This is a genomic window from Tritonibacter horizontis (assembly GCF_001518015.1).
GTDB classification, from domain to species: Bacteria; Pseudomonadota; Alphaproteobacteria; order Rhodobacterales; family Rhodobacteraceae; genus Epibacterium; species Epibacterium horizontis.
The window spans coordinates 38,008-59,885 of record NZ_LPUY01000077.1 but is presented as its reverse complement, the minus strand read 5'-3'; the positions used below and the strand labels follow the sequence as shown (position 1 = coordinate 59,885).

Annotated in this window: 23 protein-coding genes; 15 read left to right on the top strand and 8 right to left on the bottom strand. The window is 60.9% G+C overall.

Features of this window, described 5'->3' with window-relative positions; all coding sequences use genetic code 11:
* Nucleotides 1-180: 180 nt before the first annotated feature.
* On the bottom strand, nt 181-1,311 hold the full coding sequence (gene tgt, locus TRIHO_RS14450) for a tRNA guanosine(34) transglycosylase Tgt (protein ID WP_068245213.1): 1,131 nt from the start codon (nt 1,309-1,311) through the stop codon (nt 181-183).
* 70 nt (nt 1,312-1,381) lie between these two features.
* On the opposite strand from tgt, the gene rimK reads away from it, so the two are divergent.
* The 6 genes from rimK (at nt 1,382) to tpiA (ending at nt 5,889) form a co-directional block, all read left to right on the top strand.
* Nucleotides 1,382-2,797: a 30S ribosomal protein S6--L-glutamate ligase gene (rimK, locus tag TRIHO_RS14445; protein WP_068245090.1), complete on the top strand. Its 1,416-nt coding sequence runs from the start codon at nt 1,382-1,384 to the stop codon at nt 2,795-2,797.
* Between the two features lie 113 nt (nt 2,798-2,910).
* On the top strand, nt 2,911-3,801 hold the full coding sequence (locus tag TRIHO_RS14440) for an SPFH domain-containing protein (RefSeq protein ID WP_068245086.1): 891 nt from the start codon (nt 2,911-2,913) through the stop codon (nt 3,799-3,801).
* Nucleotides 3,801-4,073, top strand: a complete 273-nt coding sequence (locus tag TRIHO_RS14435) for an NfeD family protein (RefSeq protein WP_068245084.1) — start codon at nt 3,801-3,803, stop codon at nt 4,071-4,073. Before TRIHO_RS14440 ends, TRIHO_RS14435 begins: the two co-directional genes overlap by 1 nt.
* Nucleotides 4,074-4,200: 127 nt before the next feature.
* Nucleotides 4,201-4,563, top strand: coding sequence for an SUF system Fe-S cluster assembly protein (locus tag TRIHO_RS14430; protein WP_068245081.1), 363 nt, complete (start codon nt 4,201-4,203; stop codon nt 4,561-4,563).
* A gap of 84 nt (nt 4,564-4,647) precedes the next feature.
* Nucleotides 4,648-5,004, top strand: coding sequence for a HesB/IscA family protein (locus TRIHO_RS14425; RefSeq protein ID WP_068245078.1), 357 nt, complete (start codon nt 4,648-4,650; stop codon nt 5,002-5,004).
* 144 nt (nt 5,005-5,148) lie between these two features.
* The gene (gene tpiA, locus TRIHO_RS14420; RefSeq protein ID WP_068245075.1) at nt 5,149-5,889 is read left to right on the top strand and encodes a triose-phosphate isomerase; all 741 of its coding nucleotides are present in this window, start codon (nt 5,149-5,151) and stop codon (nt 5,887-5,889) included.
* A gap of 83 nt (nt 5,890-5,972) precedes the next feature.
* On the opposite strand, the gene TRIHO_RS14415 is transcribed toward tpiA, so the two are convergent.
* From TRIHO_RS14415 to TRIHO_RS14395, 5 genes are all read right to left on the bottom strand, one after another.
* Complete coding sequence (locus TRIHO_RS14415) at nt 5,973-7,349, bottom strand: TRAP transporter large permease (protein ID WP_068245072.1); 1,377 nt, start codon at nt 7,347-7,349, stop codon at nt 5,973-5,975.
* Nucleotides 7,349-8,026 (bottom strand): TRAP transporter small permease, encoded by a 678-nt coding sequence (locus tag TRIHO_RS14410; protein ID WP_068245070.1) that lies wholly within the window; start codon nt 8,024-8,026, stop codon nt 7,349-7,351. Before TRIHO_RS14410 ends, TRIHO_RS14415 begins: the two co-directional genes overlap by 1 nt.
* A gap of 102 nt (nt 8,027-8,128) precedes the next feature.
* On the bottom strand, nt 8,129-9,133 hold the full coding sequence (locus TRIHO_RS14405) for a DctP family TRAP transporter solute-binding subunit (RefSeq protein ID WP_068245067.1): 1,005 nt from the start codon (nt 9,131-9,133) through the stop codon (nt 8,129-8,131).
* A 239-nt stretch (nt 9,134-9,372) separates the two neighbouring features.
* Nucleotides 9,373-10,614, bottom strand: coding sequence for a sigma-54-dependent transcriptional regulator (locus TRIHO_RS14400; protein WP_068245065.1), 1,242 nt, complete (start codon nt 10,612-10,614; stop codon nt 9,373-9,375).
* On the bottom strand, nt 10,611-12,365 hold the full coding sequence (locus TRIHO_RS14395) for a sensor histidine kinase (protein WP_068245062.1): 1,755 nt from the start codon (nt 12,363-12,365) through the stop codon (nt 10,611-10,613). The genes TRIHO_RS14400 and TRIHO_RS14395 overlap by 4 nt, the downstream gene beginning before the upstream one ends.
* Before the next feature lie 61 nt (nt 12,366-12,426).
* Here TRIHO_RS14395 and TRIHO_RS14390 point away from each other — a divergent pair, with 61 nt between their 5' ends.
* Entirely contained in the window at nt 12,427-13,614 is a 1,188-nt protein-coding gene (locus TRIHO_RS14390) for a cytochrome P450 (protein WP_068245060.1), read from the top strand.
* Between the two features lie 67 nt (nt 13,615-13,681).
* Here TRIHO_RS14390 and TRIHO_RS14385 read toward each other — a convergent pair whose 3' ends face one another.
* Nucleotides 13,682-14,161, bottom strand: coding sequence for an Lrp/AsnC family transcriptional regulator (locus TRIHO_RS14385; RefSeq protein ID WP_068245057.1), 480 nt, complete (start codon nt 14,159-14,161; stop codon nt 13,682-13,684).
* A gap of 146 nt (nt 14,162-14,307) precedes the next feature.
* Here TRIHO_RS14385 and cobA point away from each other — a divergent pair, with 146 nt between their 5' ends.
* From cobA to TRIHO_RS24310, 8 genes are all read left to right on the top strand, one after another.
* A complete protein-coding gene (cobA, locus tag TRIHO_RS14380) occupies nt 14,308-15,126 on the top strand; it encodes a uroporphyrinogen-III C-methyltransferase (protein WP_082705148.1) in 819 nt (272 codons plus the stop codon).
* On the top strand, nt 15,126-15,434 hold the full coding sequence (locus TRIHO_RS14375; RefSeq protein WP_068245054.1) for a DUF2849 domain-containing protein: 309 nt from the start codon (nt 15,126-15,128) through the stop codon (nt 15,432-15,434). Before cobA ends, TRIHO_RS14375 begins: the two co-directional genes overlap by 1 nt.
* Nucleotides 15,427-17,094 (top strand): nitrite/sulfite reductase, encoded by a 1,668-nt coding sequence (locus tag TRIHO_RS14370; RefSeq protein ID WP_068245051.1) that lies wholly within the window; start codon nt 15,427-15,429, stop codon nt 17,092-17,094. Before TRIHO_RS14375 ends, TRIHO_RS14370 begins: the two co-directional genes overlap by 8 nt.
* Nucleotides 17,095-17,097: 3 nt before the next feature.
* Nucleotides 17,098-17,859, top strand: a complete 762-nt coding sequence (locus tag TRIHO_RS14365) for a phosphoadenylyl-sulfate reductase (protein ID WP_068245048.1) — start codon at nt 17,098-17,100, stop codon at nt 17,857-17,859.
* 5 nt (nt 17,860-17,864) lie between these two features.
* Nucleotides 17,865-18,269 carry a DUF934 domain-containing protein gene (locus TRIHO_RS14360; RefSeq protein ID WP_068245045.1) on the top strand — a complete coding sequence of 135 codons (405 nt, stop codon included), beginning with the start codon at nt 17,865-17,867 and terminating at the stop codon, nt 18,267-18,269.
* Between the two features lie 156 nt (nt 18,270-18,425).
* A complete protein-coding gene (locus TRIHO_RS14355) occupies nt 18,426-19,295 on the top strand; it encodes a ferredoxin--NADP reductase (RefSeq protein WP_068245208.1) in 870 nt (289 codons plus the stop codon).
* A 163-nt stretch (nt 19,296-19,458) separates the two neighbouring features.
* The gene (gene infC / locus TRIHO_RS14350) at nt 19,459-20,049 is read left to right on the top strand and encodes a translation initiation factor IF-3 (RefSeq protein WP_456300660.1); all 591 of its coding nucleotides are present in this window, start codon (nt 19,459-19,461) and stop codon (nt 20,047-20,049) included.
* A 193-nt stretch (nt 20,050-20,242) separates the two neighbouring features.
* On the top strand, nt 20,243-20,881 hold the full coding sequence (locus TRIHO_RS24310; RefSeq protein WP_068245042.1) for a methyl-accepting chemotaxis protein: 639 nt from the start codon (nt 20,243-20,245) through the stop codon (nt 20,879-20,881).
* Between the two features lie 166 nt (nt 20,882-21,047).
* Here the strand turns inward: TRIHO_RS24310 and TRIHO_RS14340 are convergent, their stop codons facing one another.
* Nucleotides 21,048-21,839 (bottom strand): FAD binding domain-containing protein, encoded by a 792-nt coding sequence (locus TRIHO_RS14340; RefSeq protein ID WP_068245041.1) that lies wholly within the window; start codon nt 21,837-21,839, stop codon nt 21,048-21,050.
* Nucleotides 21,840-21,878 lie beyond the last annotated feature (39 nt).

Sequence of the window (21,878 nt, the reverse complement as noted above, 5' to 3'; positions counted from 1 at the left end):
CCATAAGACTAACGCGGGCAAAGGTCGGGTAAAGCTTTGTTTTCGGCGTCTTGGCACGGACCCGCCCCGCGACGCCCCTGCCCTGTCAGGCCCGCAATTATCCTTTTGCGAGATCTTCACGCAACGCGTTTGTTCACACCCATGTGACAGGAAAGATATCAGCCCGCGCGACCGCTCGGGTCACAGCGGCTCAATATCGCCTCGCGCACGCGTTTCGTGGAAATCCGCCTGCCAGGCCGCGAATGTGCCCGCTGCGATTGACTCTCGCATGCCCGCCATGATGTCCTGAAAGTAATGCAGATTGTGCCATGTCAAAAGCATACCGGAGATCATCTCGTTCGACCGGAATACGTGGTGCAGATACGCACGCGAATATTGTCGGCAGGCCGGACAACTGCAGCCCTCATCCAAGGGGCGCGGATCATCCTGATGCCTGGCGTTCTTGATATTGACCACGCCGTGACGGGTAAAGGCCTGACCCGTACGGCCGGAGCGGGACGGCAACACGCAGTCCATCATGTCGATGCCGCGCGCCACTGCGCCGACAATGTCATCCGGCTTGCCGACGCCCATCAGGTAACGTGGTTTGTCCATGGGCAGCATGTCCGGCGCATAGTCCAGACAGGAGAACATCGCCTCCTGCCCCTCGCCCACCGCAAGTCCGCCGACCGCATAGCCATCAAATCCGACCTTGGTCAGCGCCGCGGCACTTTCTTCGCGAAAGTCTTTTTCAAGCCCGCCTTGCTGAATGCCAAACAGCGCGTGCCCCGGACGGTCGCCGAAGGCATCGCGCGACCGTTCCGCCCACCGCATCGACAGGCGCATGCTCTCGGCAATGCGGTCACGATCCGCAGGCAAGGCCGGGCATTCATCGAAACACATCACGATGTCGGACCCCAAAAGCCGCTGAATCTCCATCGAGCGCTCTGGCGTCAGTTCGTGCTTGGACCCGTCGATATGGGATTTGAAGGTCACGCCCTGTTCCGTCAGCTTGCGCAGCCCGGCCAGGGACATCACCTGAAATCCGCCGGAATCGGTCAGAATCGGACGGTCCCAATTCATGAACTTGTGCAATCCGCCCAGCCGATCAATCCGCTCTGCCGTAGGGCGCAGCATCAGATGATAGGTGTTGCCCAGCAGAATATCCGCCCCCGTCGCGCGCACGCTTTCGGGCATCATCGCCTTGACCGTGGCGGCCGTTCCGACCGGCATAAAGGCCGGCGTGCGGATGTCGCCCCGCGGCGTATGGATCACCCCGGTCCGGGCCTTGCCGTCCTGTGCGGACATTTCAAAGTTGAAAAGCTCTGCCATCTCATGTTCCTGCGTCACTGCGGCCACCGCAACCCCGGTGATTCCCACCTAATGCCAAGGAGACGTCCCCATGTCCACCAATGACCCGAACCCGAACCTGCGTCTGGGATGGGAGGAATGGGTGAAGTTACCGGAACTCGGACTGCCCGCCCTGCGCGCAAAAGTCGATACCGGCGCGCGAACGTCGGCGCTTCATGCCACAGACATCGAAACCTTCGGCCCCCAATCGGCGCCCAAGGTCCGCTTTACCGTGCACCCGATTCCCGGCAGCGACGATCTTTTGATCCCCTGCTCCGCCGTGATCAAGGATCGCCGAGAGGTCATTTCGTCCAACGGCGACCGCGAACTGCGCTATGTGATCGAGACCAACCTGGAGATCGGCGGCGACACTTGGCCCGTCGAGGTCACACTGACAGACCGGCGCGGCATGGCTTTGCACATGTTGCTGGGCCGTCAGGCGCTGAACGAGAATATCTCTATCGTGCCGTCCGAGCGCTATTGCCAGCCGGAGCTGGACTACTCCGTCTACGCCACCCCCGCGATCCGCAAAACCGCCCCGAACCGGGCGCTGCGCATTGCGGTGCTCAGCCGCGAAGACAACTACTCCACCCGCCGGCTGGTCGAAGAAGGCGAGCGACGCGGCCATTCGGTCGAAGTGATCGACACCACGCGCTGCTATATGTCGATCAACTCTCTGGCCCCCGAAATCCACTATGACGGCAAACGCCTGCCACGGTACGACGCCGTGATCCCGCGGATCGGGGCCTCGATCACCCAATATGGCACAGCACTTTTGCGCCAGTTCGAGACACTTGGGACCTATTGCGTCAATGGCAGCGCCGGTATCACCGCGAGCCGCGACAAGCTGCATGCCCACCAATTGCTGGCCCGCTACAAGATTGGCATGCCGCCCACCGCCTTTGCGGCCTCGCCCAAGGACACCAATGCGCTGATCGACATCGTCGGCGGCGCCCCGTTGATCGTGAAACTGCTGGAAAGCACCCAAGGCAAGGGCGTGGTGCTGGCCGAAACCAAAAAAGCCGCAGAATCCGTCATCACGGCGTTTCGCGGCCTGAAGGCGAACTTTCTTGTGCAGCAATTCGTCAAGGAAGCCGCCGGGGTCGACATCCGCTGTCTCGTGGTCGGCTCCAAGGTGGTTGCCGCGATGAAACGCTCGGGCGCAGACGGGGATTTCCGCTCCAATCTGCATCTCGGCGGCAGTGCGGTCAGCGTGCGGATCACCAAAGAGGAACGCTCCACCGCGATCCGGGCGGCGCGTTGTTTTGGCCTCGGGGTGGCAGGTGTCGATCTGCTGCGCTCTGAAACCGGCCCGAAGGTGCTGGAGGTGAACTCCTCGCCCGGTCTGGAAGGCATTGAAAAGACATCCAAGAAAGACATCGCCGCGCTGATCCATGATGAGATCGAGGCAAATGTCCGGCCAACCCCGTTGCGCAATCGCAAAGCCCTGGATGCCCCGTCGGACTGAGCCACGGCTGCAAACGCTGCGGATCTGAAACCACGACCTGAGCTTTCCCCTTGACCTTCATCCGGTCAGGGGGGACGTTTCCCGCCATATAGTTTCAGATTGGATCCGCGCCGATGACCGACCAAGACATTTTCAACGCCCTTTCCGGTAATCTGCTTTATATCCTCGGGGCGCTGTTGCTGATTATCGTCGTTTTCAAGGGCATCCGCATTGTGCCCCAATCCGAGAAATTTGTGGTCGAACGCTTTGGCCGCCTGTTGTCGGTGCTTGGACCCGGCATCAACTTTATCGTGCCCTTTCTCGACGTTGTCCGCCACCGGGTCTCCATCCTGGAACGCCAGTTGCCCAATGCCAGTCAGGACGCCATCACCCGGGACAACGTGCTGGTACAGATCGATACTTCGGTGTTTTACCGCATTCTGGAACCCGAAAAGACAGTGTACCGGATCCGGGACGTGGACGGGGCCATCGCCACGACGGTGGCCGGCATTGTGCGGGCAGAGATCGGCAAGATGGACCTGGACGAGGTACAATCCAACCGCTCGCAACTGATCGGTCAGATCCAGCACAGCGTTGAAAGCGCCGTGGACGACTGGGGGATCGAAGTCACCCGCGCCGAAATCCTGGATGTGAACCTGGATCAGGCCACCCGCGATGCCATGTTGCAGCAGCTGAATGCGGAGCGCGCCCGTCGCGCACATGTGACGGAAGCCGAAGGCAAGAAACGCGCCGTTGAACTGTCTGCCGATGCAGAACTCTATGCCGCCGAGCAAACCGCCAAAGCGCGCCGCATCCAAGCCGAGGCAGAGGCTTTTGCGACTGAGGTCGTTGCCAAGGCCATCGCAGAAAACGGTCTTGCCGCCGCCCAGTATCAGGTCGCACTGAAACAGGTGGAAGCGCTGAATGCGCTTGGGAATGGCAGTGGCAAGCAGACCATCATCGTGCCGGCCCAGGCGATCGAGGCCTTTGGCGATGCGTTCAAAATGCTGAAAGGCAAACCCTGATGGCGGCGATCTGGACCTTTTGGTGGGCTTGGTTGGCGCTGGCGCTGGTCCTTGCCATGATTGAAATCCTGCTGCCCGGTTTCATCTTTCTCGGTTTCGCGATTGGCGCGGTCGGCGTTGCTGTCATCGTCTGGCTGGCCAGCGGCCTCGGCCTGCCCTTGCTCCTGCTGATCTTTGCCGCTCTGTCACTCGCGGCCTGGCTTGGCCTCAGACGCAAATTTCGCCTCGGCGACGGCCAGGTCAAAACCTTCCAACATGACATAAATGATTGAACGCCCGCGAAAGACGTCCGATCCCGGTCGCAATTGGCCTGTGTCATAGAGGATATGCGCATCGTGGACTGGACCCCGGCGGACAGGTTTCCTATATAAATACTCAGATAACCAGACCGAGAGCCACATGACCAACGCATCCGAACCACTCGAAGGCGCCCCCCTGATCGCGCCCTCCTCTGTGTCCCACCCGCTGTACGAACCGGTGGTCGAGGCCTGCCGGACTGTCTATGACCCGGAAATTCCGGTGAATATCTATGAGCTTGGCCTGATCTACACCGTTGATATCTCGTCCGAAAACGACGTGAAGATCATCATGACCCTGACCGCGCCCGGATGCCCCGTCGCGGGTGAAATGCCGGGCTGGATTGTCGATGCCATTTCCCCCGTCGATGGCGTCAAAAGCGTCGACGTGGAACTGATCTGGGAACCCCCATGGGGCATGGATATGATGTCCGACGAAGCCCGGCTTGAACTTGGCTTCATGTAAGCACAAAACCCTGTGATCGCCCGCCCCCCTTGTGGGGCGCCTTTCCACCCCCTACGTTACGTTTAGAACGAAACGGAGCCTACAATGTTCGGTATTCCCGGCAAACAAGCCGTCACCATGACCCCGCGCGCCGCCACGCAGATTTCCAAGCTGATGGAAAGCGCGGGCCACGCAGGCCTGCGGATCGGCGTCAAGAAAGGCGGCTGTGCGGGCATGGAATACACTATGGACTATGTCGAAGAGGCTGATCCCAACGACGAAGTGGTGGAACAGGGCGGCGCACGGATCCTGATCGCGCCGATGGCGCAGATGTTTCTGTTCGGGACCGAAATCGACTATGAAGTCTCGCTTCTGGAGTCCAGCTTCAAGTTCAACAACCCGAATGTGGCAGAGGCCTGCGGCTGCGGCGAGTCGATCAGCTTCAAGGTGGGCGAGGAATAGACCGCGGGCAGGCCTTTCAGACATCGACCCAAGGGTGGCCCCGCGCCACCCTTTTTTGCATCCGCCAAGGGCTTTGATTGCTCCGCCCTGTCCGCGGTGCTACCAAATCGGTCAACGACACAACCAGATAGATAGGGGGGCGACATGGCGCGCAAACTGGCGGCAGGCAACTGGAAAATGAACGGCACCGGCGGCAATCTGACGGAGCTGCAGGCCCTGGCAGGTCAGGATCTGCCCAACTCCGTCGACATCTTGATCTGCCCACCGGCGACCTTGCTGTCGCGTGCTGCCGCTCTGGCCGGTGGGATCGCCATTGGCGGCCAGGACTGCCATGCCGTGGCCAGCGGCGCCCACACCGGTGATATCAGCGCCGACATGCTGCGCGATGCGGGTGCAACCTATGTGATCCTCGGTCATTCGGAGCGCCGGACCGACCACGGTGAAACCAGCGAGACGGTTCGCGCCAAGGCCGAAGCGGCGATTGCTGCCGGTCTTTGTGCGGTGATCTGCATCGGTGAAACCCTCGAGGAACGTGAAACCGGCCAGACCCTGAGCGTGGTCGAACGCCAGCTTGCAGGCTCGCTTCCGGATGTGACCACAGCCGCCAATACCGTGGTGGCCTATGAACCGGTCTGGGCCATCGGAACCGGCAAGGTCCCGACCCTGGAGCAGATTGGCGAGGTCCACACCGCCCTGCGCCGCGCCGTGGAGCACCGGTTCGGCGCGGCGGGGTCCGACATTCCGCTGCTTTATGGCGGATCCGTCAAACCATCCAACGCCGCCGAAATTTTCGCGGTGCCAAACGTTGATGGTGCGTTGGTCGGCGGTGCCAGCCTCAAGGCGGCGGATTTCGGCGCCATCATTGCGGCCCTTGCGGCCAGCTGAGGCCCTGCCCCGTTTCCGAAAAGCCAAAACGCCCAGAGCTGTCGCTCCGGGCGTTTTGCATTTCAATCAACTCTGGTCCCCGATCAGTTCGTAATGATCTCCGGCCCCATAATCGCATTGGGCAGCACCGTCGACAGCCACGGAATATAGGTGATCAGGATCAGGAACACGAAGAGTACGGCGAGGAAGGGCAATGCGGCCCGCACAACCGCCATCATCGGCATGCCCGCCACACCCGAGGTGACAAACAGGTTCAGACCAACTGGCGGTGTGATCATGCCGATCTCCATGTTTACCACCATGATGATGCCGAGATGGATCGGGTCGATCCCCAGTTCAATCGCAATCGGAAACACCAGCGGCGCCACGATCACCAACAGCCCGGAGGGTTCCATGAATTGCCCGCCGATCAACAGGATCACATTCACCACAATCAAGAACATCACTGGCCCGAAGCCCGCCGACAACATCGCATTGGCGATATGCTGCGGTATTTGTTCGTCGGTCAGCACATGTTTCAGGATCAAAGCATTGGCGATCACAAAGAGCAGCGTGACCGTCAGTTTACCCGCCTCAAACAGTGTTTTCTTGGTATCCGGGTGGAAAAACGCCGTCAGCAAGGCATGAGGTTTCCGCAGCAGCGGCGTCTTGGCCAGTCCTTCGCCGTTCGACAGCGGGCCCATGTCCTTGTACACAAAACAGGCGATGAAAAAGGCGTAGATCGCCGCCACCGCTGCCGCCTCTGTCGGGGTGAAAATGCCGCCATAAATACCGCCGAGAATGATGACGATCAGGAACAAGCCCCACCCGGCGTCCCGCGCGGACTGAAAGACTTCGCCCCAACCATGCCACTCGCCCTTGGGCAGGTTTTTGACCTTGGCCATCACGAAGATGGTCACCATCAGCATGATGCCGGCCATCAGCCCCGGAATCACACCGGCCAGGAACATCCGACCGACCGAAACCTCGACTGCAGCGGCATAGACCACCATCACAATGGAGGGCGGGATCAGGATGCCCAGCGTGCCCGCATTACAGATCACACCGGCCGCGAATTCCTTGGAGTAGCCAACCTGGCGCATCCCGGCGATCACAATCGAACCGATTGCAACCACAGTCGCCGGAGACGACCCTGACAGAGCCGCAAACAGCATACAGGCAAAGACACCGGCAATCGCCAGCCCGCCCGGAAGATGCCCCACACAAGCGATGGAGAACCGGATAATCCGGCGGGCAACGCCGCCCGTGGTCATGAAACTCGACGCGAGGATAAAGAAGGGGATCGCCAGCAGGGTAAAGTGCCCTTCAAAGGCCTGGAACAACGTCCCCGCCACAGAGGCCAACGAACTGTCTGAAAAGAACAACAGAAACAGGGTTGAGCTGAGCCCGAGCGATACCGCGATCGGAACCCCGATCAGCAACAGGCCGATGACAAGCGAAAATAGCAGGACAACTTCCATCAGTTGGAGCCCTCATTCTGTGCGCGAACCGCTTCGAGTTCGTCTTCAACTTCATGACTTGCGACCAGACGGTCCGTGTCACCGCGTAGAATTTGCACAGCAGCCTGAACAAAGCGCCCAACCAACAACAGCATCGACAAGGGCAGCACCACATAAGGCACCACCTTTGGCAGTTTCTCATAGGAATCGCCGTAGTTGATAAGATCCTCGAGGAAGCGCAGCGGCGCGATCATCGGCACGTCCTGAACTTCGTAGAAACTCTGGCTGCGGGCCTTGAGATCAAAACCGGTCGGAAACCATCGCCCTGTTGTCGGGGGCAAATCGGCAAAGACCGACCAATAATCATAGGCACCTTTCAGCATCAGCAAAGAGAAGGCGAGACAGGCAGAGGCGGCAATCAGGCCGACAATACGGCGTGGCCCAGCCGGAAGCAGATTGATGATCGCATCGACGCCAAGGTGGGCGTGCACTTTGACTGCATAGGCTGCACCCAACAACACAAGCCAGGCAAACAGGAACACTGTCAGCTCCAGCGCCCAAAGGATATTGGAATTGAAGATATAGCGCGCGATGACATTGGCGAATGTCAAAATCGTCATGCAGCCGATCAGAAACGCGATCATGGTTTCTTCAAGCGTATGAATAAACCCCGACGGGTTGGCTTTTGCCCCCGACATAGTCGTCTCCCCAGTTTTTAAGGATAGGATGTGGCGACCGCACCATGGGGACGCCGAGGTGTCGGAGCGCACAGCTGTGGCGCGCTCCGCACAAGATTTGGATTACAGACCGGCGTTGATGGCCTGAGCCGCGTCGATCATGTCCTGGCCGACGTCACCGGAGAACTGTTCCCAGACCGGTTTCATCGCATCGACCCATGCTTGACGCTGTTCAGGTGTCAGCTGACGCACGGTGCCACCTGCAGCGATGATGGCCTCTTTGGCTTCGTTGTTGACCTTGGTGGATTCAGAGTTCCGCGCGTCGGTCACTTCGCTCATGATGGTGAGGAACTGATCGCGCACGTCGGCATCCAGGCTGTCGAGCCAATCAACGGAAGCCACGACGAGATAGTCCAGCGCGCCGTGGTTGGTTTCGGTCACGCCATCCTGAACTTCAAAGAACTTGCGGCCGTAGATGTTGGACCAAGTGTTTTCCTGACCGTCCACAACCCCTTGCTGCAGGGCACCGTAAACTTCGGAAAAGGCCATTTTCTGCGGGCTGCCGCCGATTGCTTCCATCTGGGCCACAAGCACGTCAGAGGATTGAACGCGGAACTTCAGACCATTGGCGTCTTCGGGCATCAGCAGCGGCTTATTGGCCGACATCTGCTTCATGCCGTTGTGCCAGTAACCCAGCCCCTGAAGACCACGGCGCTGCATGCTGTCCAGCATGGCCTGACCGTTGTCCGACGCCTGGAACGCATCGACGGCGTCGATGTTCTTGAACATGAACGGCAGATCGAACAGACGGAACTGTTTGGTAAATTTCTCGAACTTCGACAGGGACGGCGCGGCCAGTTGCACGTCGCCCTGCAACATCGCTTCGAGCACTTTGTTGTCATCATACAGCGTCGAGTTCGGATAGACGACCATGCACATCGTGCCGTTCATCTCGTCGTTGACACGCTGCTCAAGCAGGGACGCGGCAATCCCCTTGGGGTGCTTGTCGGTGTTGGTGACATGGCTGAATTTTACAACAATTTCCCCATCGTCGCAGGCATCGGCGGAGGCGGCGCCCGCAGTCACGGTCAGAGCCAGCGCGGTGGCGGCTGCAGTCAAAAATTTCATGTGATCCTCCCAAGAATCTGTTTTCTGCCTAGCCGAGGCAGCACCTCAGGCTAGGGCGCCAGAATTGGTTAAGGCGGCGATCCGCTCAAGACGCGTTTTCCTCCGCCTGAATTTCTCTTGAAAATCGTTTTCTTTCAGATGCCTAGATTAATTTCCAACCTCGAAAATAAGCGGCGGGGCAGTATCCGTGCGGAAACCCGCACAGTCTTCACCCCCGTTTGTGCGGATTTTCGCACATGTCAACGGCGATAGTCCTCGGGACGAATCCCGTATTTCGCCAGCTTGTCATAAAACGTCTTGCGCGGCAGCTTCAGCGCCTGCGCTGCCGCCGAGGCGCGACCGTTCTGTCGGCCCAGGGCCGCGATCAACAAGGAACGTTCGACCTGTGCCATCTGCTCCCCCAGCCCAAGATCGCCTGCTTCCGTGACCTCGTCCGGCATGCCCAGCACAAACCGCATCGCCGCCGACATCAGCGAGCGCGCATTTCCGGGCCAATCCTGCGCCATCAGGCCGGCCAGGAAATCCGGACTGATGTCCGGTGCATCAATCCCGGCCTGTTCTGCCGCCTGGCTGACGTAGTGCTGAAACAGAACCGGAATATCGTCGCGCCGTTCCGCAAGCGAGGGAATGCGGACCCGCATTACATCAAGTCGATAGAACAGCTCTGCATTGAATTTTCCCGACGCAACCGGCGCAGCAAGATCAGTGGACGATCCGCCAATGATCCGGACCGCCCCACCCTGTTCCAGCTGCTCAAGCACCGCGAACTGCGTCTCTTCCGGCATCGCGGACAACTCATCCAGAAACAGGGATCCGCCCTCAGCGCTTTGGCAGAGGGCCTCGAATGCGTCAGGCGTCAAGCCGGCGCAGGGCCGTTTGACAAAGGCACGCTGCCCGCGCCGCGACATCAGATGCACGACTTCAGCCACCTTTGGGATACCGCTGCCGGGCGGCCCGCTGACCAGCACCTCGGCATCCGTGGGCGCAACCGAGCGCACCCGCGCCCGCAGCTCGTGCGCCTGCGGCGAGGTGCCATAAAGCATCCGCGCCGCAGGGTCGCCGCGTTCCAGTTGCGTCTTCAGCTGGCGGTTTTCCAGCACCAGCGCCCGCGTGCGCAGGGCCCGTTCCAGAACCGCCTTCAACGTGACTGTGGCACAAGGCTTTTCCAGAAAATCAAAGGCCCCTTCCGACATCGCTCGGACCGCCATGGGGATGTCACCTTCGCCGGTCAGCAGCACGACCGGCAGTTCCGCATCGACCTGCTGCGCGTAGGCCAGCAGGTGAAACCCATCACGGCCCGGCATCCGCATGTCCGACAGGATCACCCCCCTGAACTCCGGGGTGATCTGATCCTTGGCCGCAACAAAGGACCCCGCAGTGAGGGCCTCCAGATCGTAGAGGTCAAGCGTCTGGCTCAGGGCCTCCCGGACGGCGGCATCGTCATCAACCAACAGGATCTTGCGTATGTCACCGGCGCTCATGCGGCGTTTTCCTCTTTCCAGTAGTCCAGCTCGACCGTGAATTCCGCGCCCGTTTCAGCGTTGGCGCCGCGGATATTGCCGCCGAAACTCTGCACCAGCCCGTAGGAGATCGACAAGCCCAACCCCATGCCCTCGGAGCTGCCGACAGCCTTGGTCGAATAAAAGGGTTCAAACACTTTTTCGGGCTCTTTCAGGCCGGGACCAATGTCGCGCACCGTAACGTTCAACCGCGCGCCAGTGTTGATCGCAATGCAAATGCGTCGCTCGTTTTGCTCCAGCATCGCATCGGCTGCATTGTTGATAAGGTTGACAAAAACCTGTGTCAGCCGTACATCTCCGCCCCGTGCGAAAACCGGCCCCACCGCATCCGGGCGCCAATCCAGGACAACGCCCTGGTCGCGCAACCGGGACTCCGTCAGCTCCACCGCCGCATTGATGACCTGCACCAGGTCCACCCGACCAACCGGTTCGCTTTCGTTGCGGGCAAAGGCGCGCAAGTTCTTGATGATCCGCGCCATCCGGGCGGACATCTGCGCAATGCGGGTCAGGTTTTCGGCCGCCTTGTCCGTCCGGTTGCGGGCCAGAAATGCCTGGCCGTTTTCGGCAAACTGCTGAATCGCCATCAACGGCTGGTTCAGCTCATGGCTGATCCCCGCCGACATCTGACCGAGGGCCGACAGTTTGTCCGCCTGCACCAGGTCCGCCTGCGCCCGTTTCAGCGCCGCCTCGGCGTCTTGGCGTTCCCGGACCTCGCGGCGCAGCTGCTGGTTTGCCTCGGACAGCGCGCGGGTGCGGCCCTCCACCCGCAATTCCAGCGCGGCATTGGCCTCGGCCAGGGTTCGGCGCCGCTCCGCCGCGAGAAAGAGAATGGTTCCGAACGCAAGGCAAACAGCCGCCATCGCCATCGCCTGTAGCGTCGCAATGCGCCGGGCCGGGGCCACATCGACCAGGATCTCGCCCTGCATCTCGATGGCCGGAAGCGCGATGCTCAGATGCAGCGCCTCTCCCGGCAGGTAAGGGCTCCACCCCAATTGCCAGATCTCGTGAACGCCAATCTGGCGCACCTGCAACGGCAACGCATCGCCGCCAACAGGCAACAGGCCCGGCCTGTCGCCGTTGCGCTGCCAGAACAAAAGCTCTGACCGGTTGGACATGAACACACGACCGTCCTCGATGGTGAAATAGACCGCCGGCAAGGATCCGCGCCAGGTCTGTTCGACCTCTTCGATGTTTGCCACCACCACCAGCGTGCCGCTGACCCGACCGTCGGGACCGAAATCCGGGGCGGCAAAGAAATAGGCCCGCTGGTCGCTGCCGCCCGGCAGCACCATCGGCTCTGCCCCCAATGCCCCTTGCATGGCGCGTCTGAAGTATCCCCGCCCCGCCACATTGTCGCCAGCGACCCCCTGCGCGGCGGCAAGCACCTGTCCACTGGCGTCGGCATAGAAAACATCCAACGCCCCGGTCTTGTCAGCCTGCTCCCGCAGCATCTGCGTCGCCAGACGTCGGCCGACCCGGTTGTCCAACGTCTGAAACACCGGATGGTCCACAGTCAGAACCGCCTGCTCGCGGTAGATCTGCAACTGGGTGCTGACGCGATCAGAGGCCAGGGCCAAATCCGATGCGCTGCGGTCCCCCAATGCGGTCAGGGCCTGACGATAGCCGGACCACCAGACCGCAACAGACAGGCCCACGATTGCGAAGGCGACGCCCAAAACCAGGGCCAGACGGGGATAACGTGCGTCAATCATTCGCGCACAATAGCAAAGCCCCCCTTGCCAAGACCAGTGACCTCGGCAAAAAGCTTGTCTTATGAAGACAGTGTTCCAATCCCCGACCGAGCCGGACTTTGTCCAGATGCCCTATCCGTTCTATGACGCCGCGCGCGCTCAGGCAAAGCTGGTCTACTGGCAAGACTACAAGATGATGGCCGCCTTTGGGCATGATACCGTTCACATGCTGCTGCGCGACCGCCGGTTCGGACGTGAAATTCCCCAGGAAATGGTGACAGAAGGCCCCGCCCACCTGGCGCCATTCCTCCACGTCGAAGCCCATTCGCTGCTGGATGCCGAACCGCCGCGCCACACCCGGTTGCGCAAGCTGGTGCTGCGTGCCTTCACCAGCCGTGAAATCAAGGCTCTGTCGCCGGGACTGAAAACGCTCTGCCACGGATTGATCGACGCTTTCCCCGCGTCTGAGCCCTTCGATCTGCTGACCGCCTATTGCACACAGGTGCCGGTGGTTGCGATCTGCCGTCTTCTGGGTGTGCCGGAAACGATGTCAACGCAGCTTCTGGATTGGTCGCACAAGATGGTGGCGATGTATCAGGCCTCCAAAACAACCGAGACCGAGCATGCCGCCGCCAAGGCCAGTCAGGAATTCACCGAGTTCCTCACCAATTATGTCGAAGAACGCCGCAAGACACCGGGCGAAGACCTGATCACCCGCCTGATCCAGGCCGAAGAAGATGGCGAAAGCCTGTCTACGGACGAGCTGATCGGCACCTGCATCCTGCTGCTGAACGCCGGGCACGAGGCCACTGTGCATTCACTGGGGAACGGCGTCAAAACCATGCTGGAACAGGGCTGGGATACGAATTGGCTGACGCCCGACGGCATCTCCGGCCTGGTCGAAGAGATTTTGCGCTTTGATCCGCCGCTGCATATGTTCACCCGCTATGCCTATGAGGAGGTCGAGGTCTTTGGCCATACCTTCCAGCGCGGTGATCAGGTGGCGTTGATGTTGGCGGCGGCGAACCGCGATCCCGACGCCCTGGACACCCCGCATCTGTTTGATCCCTCCCGGCCCGCCAAGGTGAACAAGAGCTTCGGTGGCGGTCTCCATTTCTGTGTCGGCGCCCCCTTGGCCCGGCTCGAGATGGAAATCGCTTTGCCGATCTTGTTTGCCCGCTGTCCGAACCTCGCCTTGGCCGCGGCGCCGGAATTTTCCAACACCTATCATTTTCACGGCCTGACCCAGCTGATGGTCACCCAGTCCTAGAGACCGCGATGGACCACCCTGGGGCGGGGCGCTCAGAGGCGCATGGGCCAGGCGGCCTTGCGAGGGGTCAATCGACCCGGATCTGTTCCAGCGGCAGATGAGTGGTCGATTTGATCTCTTCCATCGACAAAAGCGCGGTGACATTGTGCACCCGCACCTCGGAGATCAAGGCCTGATAGAACTTGTCATAGGCGCGGGCGTTCTTGACCCGCACCTTCAGAATATAGTCGATGTCGCCTGCCAGCCTGTGGGCTTCCTGTACCTCGGGGCGTTCCTGCAACGCCTTGAGAAACTTCGCCTGCCAGTCGGCCTCATGCTCTGAAGTGCGGATCAGCACGAAGAAGCAAGCCTCAAAGCCAAGCGCCTCGGCATCAAGGATCATGGTCTGGGTTCCGACCACGCCCGCCTCGCGCAATTTCCGGATGCGATTCCACACTGGGGTCTTGGAACTGCCAACCTGACGCGCGATTTCGTCCAAAGATTGGCCTGCATCGCGCTGCAGTTCCGCCAGGATTTTCCGATCCGTGCCGTCGATCCGCACTGCCATTCCAAAATTCTCCCAAGCTGAGGACGTCCGGTCTTTTGCATTCGCTACGCCGGGACGCATGTCCTTTTTCACCGACGCATATAGCAGTCACATGGGAATATTTCCTATATCTAGTCACAAGTCAAACACCAGAAACGGATCCGCCAATGCCACGCGACATCAGCCATATCCCTGCTTCCCTGCCGTCCCTCACCGGGGCGACGGCTGTGATGTGCCCGGGCGTCGTCGCATTTGCCGGCTCCGGCCCGGGGGATCCCGATCTCCTGACGCTCAAGGTGGCCAAGGCGCTGCTGGAGGCGGATGTGATCCTCTACGACCGCTTGGTCAGTGACGAGATCATGGCGATGGCAAACGGCGATGCGATCCTTGAGGACGTCGGCAAAGAAGGTTTCGGCCCCTCCATGGCGCAGGACGACATTTGCGACCGTCTGGTGCATCACGCCAAGGCGGGCCGCAAGGTGCTGCGTCTCAAATCGGGCGACCCGACCCTGTTCGGCCGTCTGGACGAGGAACTGAGCGCCTGCGAGGCGGCCGACATCGGCACTCAGATCCTTCCGGGCATCACCGCCGCATCGGCCGCTGTCGCCGCCATCGGTCAGAGCCTGACCCAACGGAGGCGCAATTCCTCGGTGCGGTTCCTTACCGGGCACGACATGAAGGGGTTCGCGGACCACGACTGGGCACAGCTTGCGCGTCCGGGCGAGGTTGCCGCCGTCTACATGGGCAAGAAGTCCGCGCGGTTCGTGCAGGGACGCCTGTTGATGCATGGCGCCGACCGGACCACGCCTGTCACCGTGGTGGAGAATGCCTCCCGCGCCGATCAGCGCATCCTCGCCACCACCCTTGATCGCTTGCCGACCGACCTGGCTGATGCTGCCTTTGCCGGTCCCGCACTGACATTCCTCGGGCTGGCGCCGCGCGCTGCCGCTGCCGCCCCAAAACACATTCAGATGGAGCTTGCCTGATGGCCCGTGCCTTTACCCCCAAAGTGGTGACCGCGAATGACCTTCTTGAAGGGGACGTCATCTATCTCACCGCCGACAACAGCTGGACCCGCAGCCTGAGCGCCGCCGAGTTGATCACCGACGAAGCCGACGCCCAGCTGCGCCTGCTCGAAGCGCAAAGCCAGCCGAAAATCGCGGTTGGCCCCTATCTCGCTGACGCCAAGGCCGGCGCAAACGGTCCAGAACCGACCCATTTCCGCGAGGAGTTCCGTCGCACCGGACCCTCGAACTATGACCATGGCAAACAGGAGGCCACCGCAGATGTATAAGTATAACGACTTCGACGCCGCCTTCCTCGCCGAGCGGAACCGCCAGTTCCGGGCCCAGGTCGAGCGCCGTATCGACGGCGCCCTCACCGAGGACGAGTTCAAGCCGCTGCGCCTGATGAATGGCCTCTATCTCCAGCTGCACGCCTATATGCTGCGGGTCGCGATCCCCTATGGTACGCTGAACCCGGATCAAATGCGCGCGCTGGCGCTGCTGGCCCAGAAATGGGACAAGGGCTATGGCCATTTCACCACCCGCCAGAACATCCAGTACAACTGGCCCAAACTGCGCGACGTGCCGGATATGCTCGACGCGCTGGCAGAGGTGAACCTGCACGCCATCCAGACCTCCGGCAACACCATCCGCAACGTGACCGCCGACCATTTCGCCGGCGCTGCCGCCGATGAGATCGAAGACCCGCGCCCCATTGCGGAGCTGATCCGCCAATGGTCCACCGACCACCCCGAGTTCCAGTTCATGGGCCGCAAGTTCAAGATCGCCGTCTCTGGCGCATCCAACGACCGCGCGGTGCTGAAGGCGCATGACCTCGCCGTGCAGATCGTCAAGAACGAAGAAGGCGAAGTCGGCTATCAGGTGCTGGTCGGCGGTGGCCTGGGCCGGACACCGATGATCGGCAAGGTGCTGAATGACTTTGTCGCCGCAGACGATCTGCTGCCCTATATCGAGAGCGTGATTTCGGTCTGGAACCAGTTGGGCCGACGCGACAACAAATATAAGGCGCGCATCAAGATCACCGTGCACGAGCTGGGTCTGGACAAGATCCGCGAACTGACCGAAGAGCGCTTTGCCCAGGTCCGCCCGACCTTCGGCGGTGCCGATCAGGCACTGTTCGAGGACATCAAGCGCCACTTTGCCGCGCCAGCCTTCCGCGATGGCGGCACCGAGGCCTTTGACGCGGCCTATGATGCTGACCCGGTGTTCCGCGCCTGGGCCGATACCAACCTCGCCGCACACAAGGCGCCGGGTCATGCCATCGCGACCATCTCGATCAAGAAACACGGCGCGACTCCCGGTGACGCGACGGCCGAACAAATGCGCGCCATGGCGGATATCGCCGAAGAATTCGCCTATGGCGAGTTGCGCATCAGCCACGAACAGAACGTCATTCTGCCGCATGTGCACAAGAACGACCTGCCCGCGATCCACGCGCGCCTGAAGGCGGCCGATCTGGCCACCGCCAACATCGGTCTGATCTCGGACATCATCGCCTGCCCCGGCATGGATTACTGCGCGCTGGCCACGGCCCGCTCTATCCCCGTCGCACAGGAGATCGCCACCCGGTTCGAGGATCTGAAGATGGAGCACGACGTGGGCCACCTGCAGATCAAGATCTCTGGCTGCATCAACGCCTGCGGACACCACCATGTTGGCCATATCGGCATCCTTGGTCTGGATCGCGCTGGTGTCGAGAACTACCAGATCACCCTTGGTGGTGATGCGACCGAAACGGCAGCCATCGGCACCCGCACCGGGCCCGGTTTTGCCTATGACGAGATCGTCCCCGCGGTGGAACGCATCGTGGAGACCTACCTTGCACAGCGTGATGGTGCGGAGGAGACCTTCCTTCAGACCTTCCGCCGGGTCGGCATGGAGCCCTTCAAGACGGCGCTCTATCCGGCCTCTGAAAAAAAGGTGGCCTGAGCCATGACCCGTATCGACCAGGACATTCAGGGTCTTCCCGCCGCCACGCGCGGCGGGGATGACCTGGCAGAAAAGGTGGCCGCGCTGAACGCGCGGTTCAAACACCACTCTGCCACCTCCGTGATGGAGGGCGCCCTTCGCGATGCTGGCAACGTCGCCCTGGTCTCCTCCTTCGGGGCGGAATCTATTGTACTGCTGCATATGGCGGCGGTGATCGACCCGATGGTCCCGGTGCTGTTTGTCGACACTGAACTGCTGTTCACCGAAACACTGGTCTATCAGCAGGACGTCAGCGAACGGCTGGGCCTGAAGAACGTGCATGTCATCAAGGCCGATGATATCGCCGAAAAAGATCCCTATGGCGCCTTGCGGTTTTCGGACACCGATGCCTGCTGCGCGCTGCGCAAGACCGTCCCGTTGCAAAAGGCGCTGGCCGGCTACGACGGCTGGATCACCGGTCGCAAGCGGTTCCAGTCCGGCACCCGCGCTGCGCTCGATTTCTTTGAGGTCGAGGACGGGACCGGTCGGATCAAGATCAACCCGCTGGCCCATTGGGCGCCCGAAGACGTGCGCGCCTATATGGATGAAAACCGCCTGCCCCGTCACCCGCTGGTGGCGAAGGGTTATCCCTCGATCGGCTGTGCCCCCTGCACCAGCCCGGTGAAGGAAGGCGAAGACCCCCGCGCCGGCCGCTGGCGCGATCAGAACAAGGAAGAATGCGGCATCCACGTGGTGGATGGCAAATTCGTCCGTACAGGAGCTTGAGTAACATGAGCGTTATCGTAACCGACACGGGCTTTGCCCACGACGACTGGACCGGCGGCTTTGAGGGGGCAAATGTGCTCGACCTGACCTCCGACACCGACCCGGCCAGCCTGAAAACCCAGTTGGATGGCATCCAGATGATCCGCGTGGATTTCCCGTCTTTCGCCGACGGCCGTGGTTTCACCATTGCGCGCATGCTGCGTCTGATGGGATACGATGGGCGGCTGCGGGCCAAGGGGCATGTGATCTCGGATCAATATGCCATGGCGCGCCGGGTGGGCTTTGACGAGGTGGAAATCTCGGACGATCTCGCCACCCGCCAGTCCGAGGACCAGTGGCTGTTCCGCGCCAATTGGCAAAGCCACAACTATCAGGCCCGCCTGCGCGCACAGTCCAACGCCGCGCGTTAAGCCAGCTCAGCCTATCGACGTCAGGTCGCGACCTCTTCGGCCCCGCATCACCCCATGCCGGGCCGAAACTGCGCAAGTTCGCCGCAGTGGGGTTTCCCTGACCCGGATCAACGCTTACTCAGAGGAGCCGGCAGACTGACGCCCGGCAGAGACATGATGAACGAGATTGCCCCCGTGACCGACCAAGCGCCCCAAGCCGCCGCACCTGAAAAAGCCAAACCCGCCCTGCCCGATGCCCAGACGGTGACCGAAGTCAAACACTGGACCGACCGGTTGTTCTCTTTCCGGGTCACACGGCCTGCCTCGCTGCGGTTCCGTTCGGGCGAATTCGTGATGATCGGCCTGATGAACGACCCCGATCCCAAAACCGGCAAGGTGAAGCCGCTGCTGCGCGCCTATTCCATCGCGTCGCCGAGCTGGGACGAGGAAATGGAGTTCTACTCGATCAAGGTCCAGGACGGCCCGCTGACCTCGCGCCTGCAGCACATCAAGGTCGGCGACGAGATCATCCTGCGCCCGAAACCTGTCGGCACGCTGGTGCATGACGCACTGTTGCCTGGCAAAAGGATCTGGTTCTTTGCCACCGGCACCGGCTTTGCGCCTTTTGCGTCCCTGCTGCGCGAGCCGCAGACCTACGAGGACTACGACGAGGTCATCATCACCCATACCTGCCGTGAAGCCGGCGAGTTGACCTATGGCCGCGACCTGATCGAAAGCCTGAAAACGGACGAGCTTCTGAACGAAGTGATCGGCGAAGGCTTCTGGAAAAAGATCAAATACTATCCGACGACCACCCGCGAAGAGAGCGCCAAGATGGGCCGCATCACCGATCTGATGCGCTCGGGAGAGGCCTTTGCCGACCTCGGCGTTCCGCCCCTGAACCCACAAAGCGACCGGGCGATGATTTGCGGAAACCTGGCCTTCAACCTCGAACTCAAGGATTTGTTTGAAAACACCTATGGGCTGGAGGAGGGGGCAAACTCCAAACCGGCACATTTTGTGGTGGAAAAGGCCTTTCTGGACTGATCCGTTCGTAAAAAGATGTGGATATCGCCACAGGCGCCTTCCCAGCGCGGGCGCCTGTGTTTACATTGCATAGACCAGTCGGATAGCAATGTTCTGCTTACGTCCAGAAATCAGTTGGAAACGCCACTGTTTCTGGCTTGCAAGACAGCTGGACACCCATTAAATTCCCGGCTCAAAATTCTGCAATTATCAAAGGATAGAACCCATAGCTCGCAGACCTCATAACGCGCCGCCAACCCGTGACACCGGCCCGCGCGTCAACGACAAAATTCGCTCTCCTGAAATTCGCCTGATCGGTGCTGACGGCGAAAACGTCGGTGTCGTGCATCCTGCCAAAGCCATGCAGATGGCCGAAGAGGCCGGCCTGGATCTGGTCGAGATTTCGCCCAACGCCGCCCCCCCGGTCTGCAAGATCATGGACTACGGCAAGTTCAAATATGAACAGCAGAAACGCGAGAGTGAAGCGCGCAAGAAGCAAAAGATCATCGAGGTCAAAGAGGTCAAGTTCCGTCCCAACACGGACACCAATGACTATGACGTGAAGATGCGGAACGTATTCAAGTTTCTGGAAAACGGCGACAAGGTAAAGATCACCCTGCGTTTCCGAGGCCGCGAGATGGCGCACCAGAATCTTGGCCGTGAGCTTCTGGAGCGGGTCGCCGTGGACGTCAAGGAAATCGGCAAGATCGAAAACATGCCGAAGATGGAAGGCCGTCAGATGATCATGATGATTGGCCCGCTTCCCGCCAAGTAAGGCACCCCGCCTGCTCGTCTCTGGCATCCAAAGACAACGATCGAACCCCGCAGGACCCTGCGGGGTTTTTTCATGCGGATCGCGGTTTGGTTCAATAGGCTTCTGTGCGGGCCCGAAAGGCGCACCCTCATTATCAGAGCCTTAAGGTTAAGCAGGCTAATATCACTGCAACAATCGCAAGGACGGAGCCCGCATGAGCCTCACCGATATCCAAAGCACCGCCGTCATGGCCATCGGCCCGTGCCGGATCGCGTCTTTGTCGCTGGTGGCGCTCCTGCACCAGGATGGCGAAGTCTCAGGCAATGACCGAAGCGAACGCGCGCTGAAACTCTCCACCAACCGGATTGAAAACGCCTATCAGATGCTGTCCAAGGATCTGGTCGATCAACTGCAGGCCCGGGATTATCACCTGCCCTCGGACCTGGACGCACAGCGGCTTGCCTGTGCGCGCGCGCTGCAGCCGCTGCACGCCGCATTAGCCGGGACCGACGGCTCTGTCATGTCCCGCGTCAGCGCCATCCCTAAGGTGGCCGAGCTCTGCCTCTACGATCTGGAGCCAACAGTCTCTCGCTTTCTGGAGGACCTCGTGGCGCAACTCTCCGCGGCCCAGCGGGACCGCGATGCAAAACGCTCTGGCGACATGCTCGAAGCGGTCAAAAACGCCGAAGCCGTCGGGCGCAACATTCGGCTCATCGCCTTCAACGCCTCGATCGAGGCCGCCCGGATCGGCGACCAGGGCAAGGGCTTTGCTGTCATCGCGACCGAAATCCGCACGCTCGCCGACCGCACCCAGTCCCTGCTCAACAACATCGCCACATTCCTGCGCGCCTGACCGCGGTCGGGACCAATCGCCAGGCTCATTCGCCGCGGTCGCTCATCAGAGGCACCCCACCAGAGCCACTCGGTTCCCCTGCTCCCTTCGGCACATGGGATGAAACGAAAAAAGCGCCACAGGCTCCCCTGCGGCGCTTTTGCGTCTCTAACGATCGCTTGCGACCTCAGGCCGCCGCAGCTACCGCCCGTTTCGTCATCACGCCAACCAGATGCGCACGATAGGCCCTGGTCCCGTGAATATCGCCGATCATTCCGTCAGGCGCGACCGTCAGACCGTCAATTGCATCGGGCGAAAAAGACGACGCCAGCGCCGCTTCGGCCTCGCTCCAACGAAACACCCCTTCCTCCGAGGCCCCGGTGACCGCCACCCGCACCCCTTCAGCAAATTTGGCAACAAACACACCAACCATCGCAAAACGCGAGGCCGGCTGGAGGAACTTCTGGTAATTCGCAGCCTGCGGCACCGGGAACCTCACAGACGTGATGATCTCTCCTTCGTCCAGCGCAGTTGTGAACATCCCCTGAAAATAGTCATCCGCTGCGATCTCGCGCACATTGGTGACGATGGTCGCCCCAGAGGCCAGCGCCGCCGCCGGATAACACGCCGCCGGGTCGTTGTTGGCCAGCGATCCGCCAATCGTCCCCCGATTCCTCACCGCCGGGTCGCCGATCTGCCCAGCCAATGCGGCCAGCGCAGGATAGGCCGCAGCCGCACCTTTAGCCACATCCGCATGGCAGGTCGCGCCGCCAATCTCGACAGCCCCGTCCCCCGTCGTGGTGATCCCCGTCATTTCGGCAATCCCGGTCAGACTCACCAAAACCGACGGCATCGCCAGACGCTGCTTCAATGTCGGGATCAGGGTCTGCCCCCCGCCCAGCGCCTGTGCCTCCTCTGCTCCCAACGCCTGCACCGCCTCCGCGACACTCGTGGGTCGTGCGAACTCAAATTCATACATCGCGTATCCTTTCCAAAAACCGAGTGATCGGCCTTCATC

Coding starts and splice junctions, on each gene's coding strand:
- TRIHO_RS14385 (WP_068245057.1), bottom strand. CDS start 14,161: ATGGCAGTGCGGATCGACGGCACGGATCGGAAAATCCTGGCGGAACTG.
- TRIHO_RS14355 (WP_068245208.1), top strand. CDS start 18,426: ATGAACGAGATTGCCCCCGTGACCGACCAAGCGCCCCAAGCCGCCGCA.
- TRIHO_RS14405 (WP_068245067.1), bottom strand. CDS start 9,133: ATGAAATTTTTGACTGCAGCCGCCACCGCGCTGGCTCTGACCGTGACT.
- TRIHO_RS14435 (WP_068245084.1), top strand. CDS start 3,801: ATGGCGGCGATCTGGACCTTTTGGTGGGCTTGGTTGGCGCTGGCGCTG.
- tgt (WP_068245213.1), bottom strand. CDS start 1,311: ATGGCAGAGCTTTTCAACTTTGAAATGTCCGCACAGGACGGCAAGGCC.
- TRIHO_RS24310 (WP_068245042.1), top strand. CDS start 20,243: ATGAGCCTCACCGATATCCAAAGCACCGCCGTCATGGCCATCGGCCCG.
- TRIHO_RS14400 (WP_068245065.1), bottom strand. CDS start 10,614: ATGAGCGCCGGTGACATACGCAAGATCCTGTTGGTTGATGACGATGCC.
- TRIHO_RS14425 (WP_068245078.1), top strand. CDS start 4,648: ATGTTCGGTATTCCCGGCAAACAAGCCGTCACCATGACCCCGCGCGCC.
- TRIHO_RS14360 (WP_068245045.1), top strand. CDS start 17,865: ATGAGCGTTATCGTAACCGACACGGGCTTTGCCCACGACGACTGGACC.
- rimK (WP_068245090.1), top strand. CDS start 1,382: ATGTCCACCAATGACCCGAACCCGAACCTGCGTCTGGGATGGGAGGAA.
- TRIHO_RS14410 (WP_068245070.1), bottom strand. CDS start 8,026: ATGTCGGGGGCAAAAGCCAACCCGTCGGGGTTTATTCATACGCTTGAA.
- tpiA (WP_068245075.1), top strand. CDS start 5,149: ATGGCGCGCAAACTGGCGGCAGGCAACTGGAAAATGAACGGCACCGGC.
- TRIHO_RS14395 (WP_068245062.1), bottom strand. CDS start 12,365: ATGATTGACGCACGTTATCCCCGTCTGGCCCTGGTTTTGGGCGTCGCC.
- TRIHO_RS14375 (WP_068245054.1), top strand. CDS start 15,126: ATGGCCCGTGCCTTTACCCCCAAAGTGGTGACCGCGAATGACCTTCTT.
- TRIHO_RS14370 (WP_068245051.1), top strand. CDS start 15,427: ATGTATAAGTATAACGACTTCGACGCCGCCTTCCTCGCCGAGCGGAAC.
- TRIHO_RS14390 (WP_068245060.1), top strand. CDS start 12,427: ATGAAGACAGTGTTCCAATCCCCGACCGAGCCGGACTTTGTCCAGATG.
- TRIHO_RS14415 (WP_068245072.1), bottom strand. CDS start 7,349: ATGGAAGTTGTCCTGCTATTTTCGCTTGTCATCGGCCTGTTGCTGATC.
- TRIHO_RS14340 (WP_068245041.1), bottom strand. CDS start 21,839: ATGTATGAATTTGAGTTCGCACGACCCACGAGTGTCGCGGAGGCGGTG.
- TRIHO_RS14365 (WP_068245048.1), top strand. CDS start 17,098: ATGACCCGTATCGACCAGGACATTCAGGGTCTTCCCGCCGCCACGCGC.
- cobA (WP_082705148.1), top strand. CDS start 14,308: ATGCCACGCGACATCAGCCATATCCCTGCTTCCCTGCCGTCCCTCACC.
- TRIHO_RS14430 (WP_068245081.1), top strand. CDS start 4,201: ATGACCAACGCATCCGAACCACTCGAAGGCGCCCCCCTGATCGCGCCC.
- TRIHO_RS14440 (WP_068245086.1), top strand. CDS start 2,911: ATGACCGACCAAGACATTTTCAACGCCCTTTCCGGTAATCTGCTTTAT.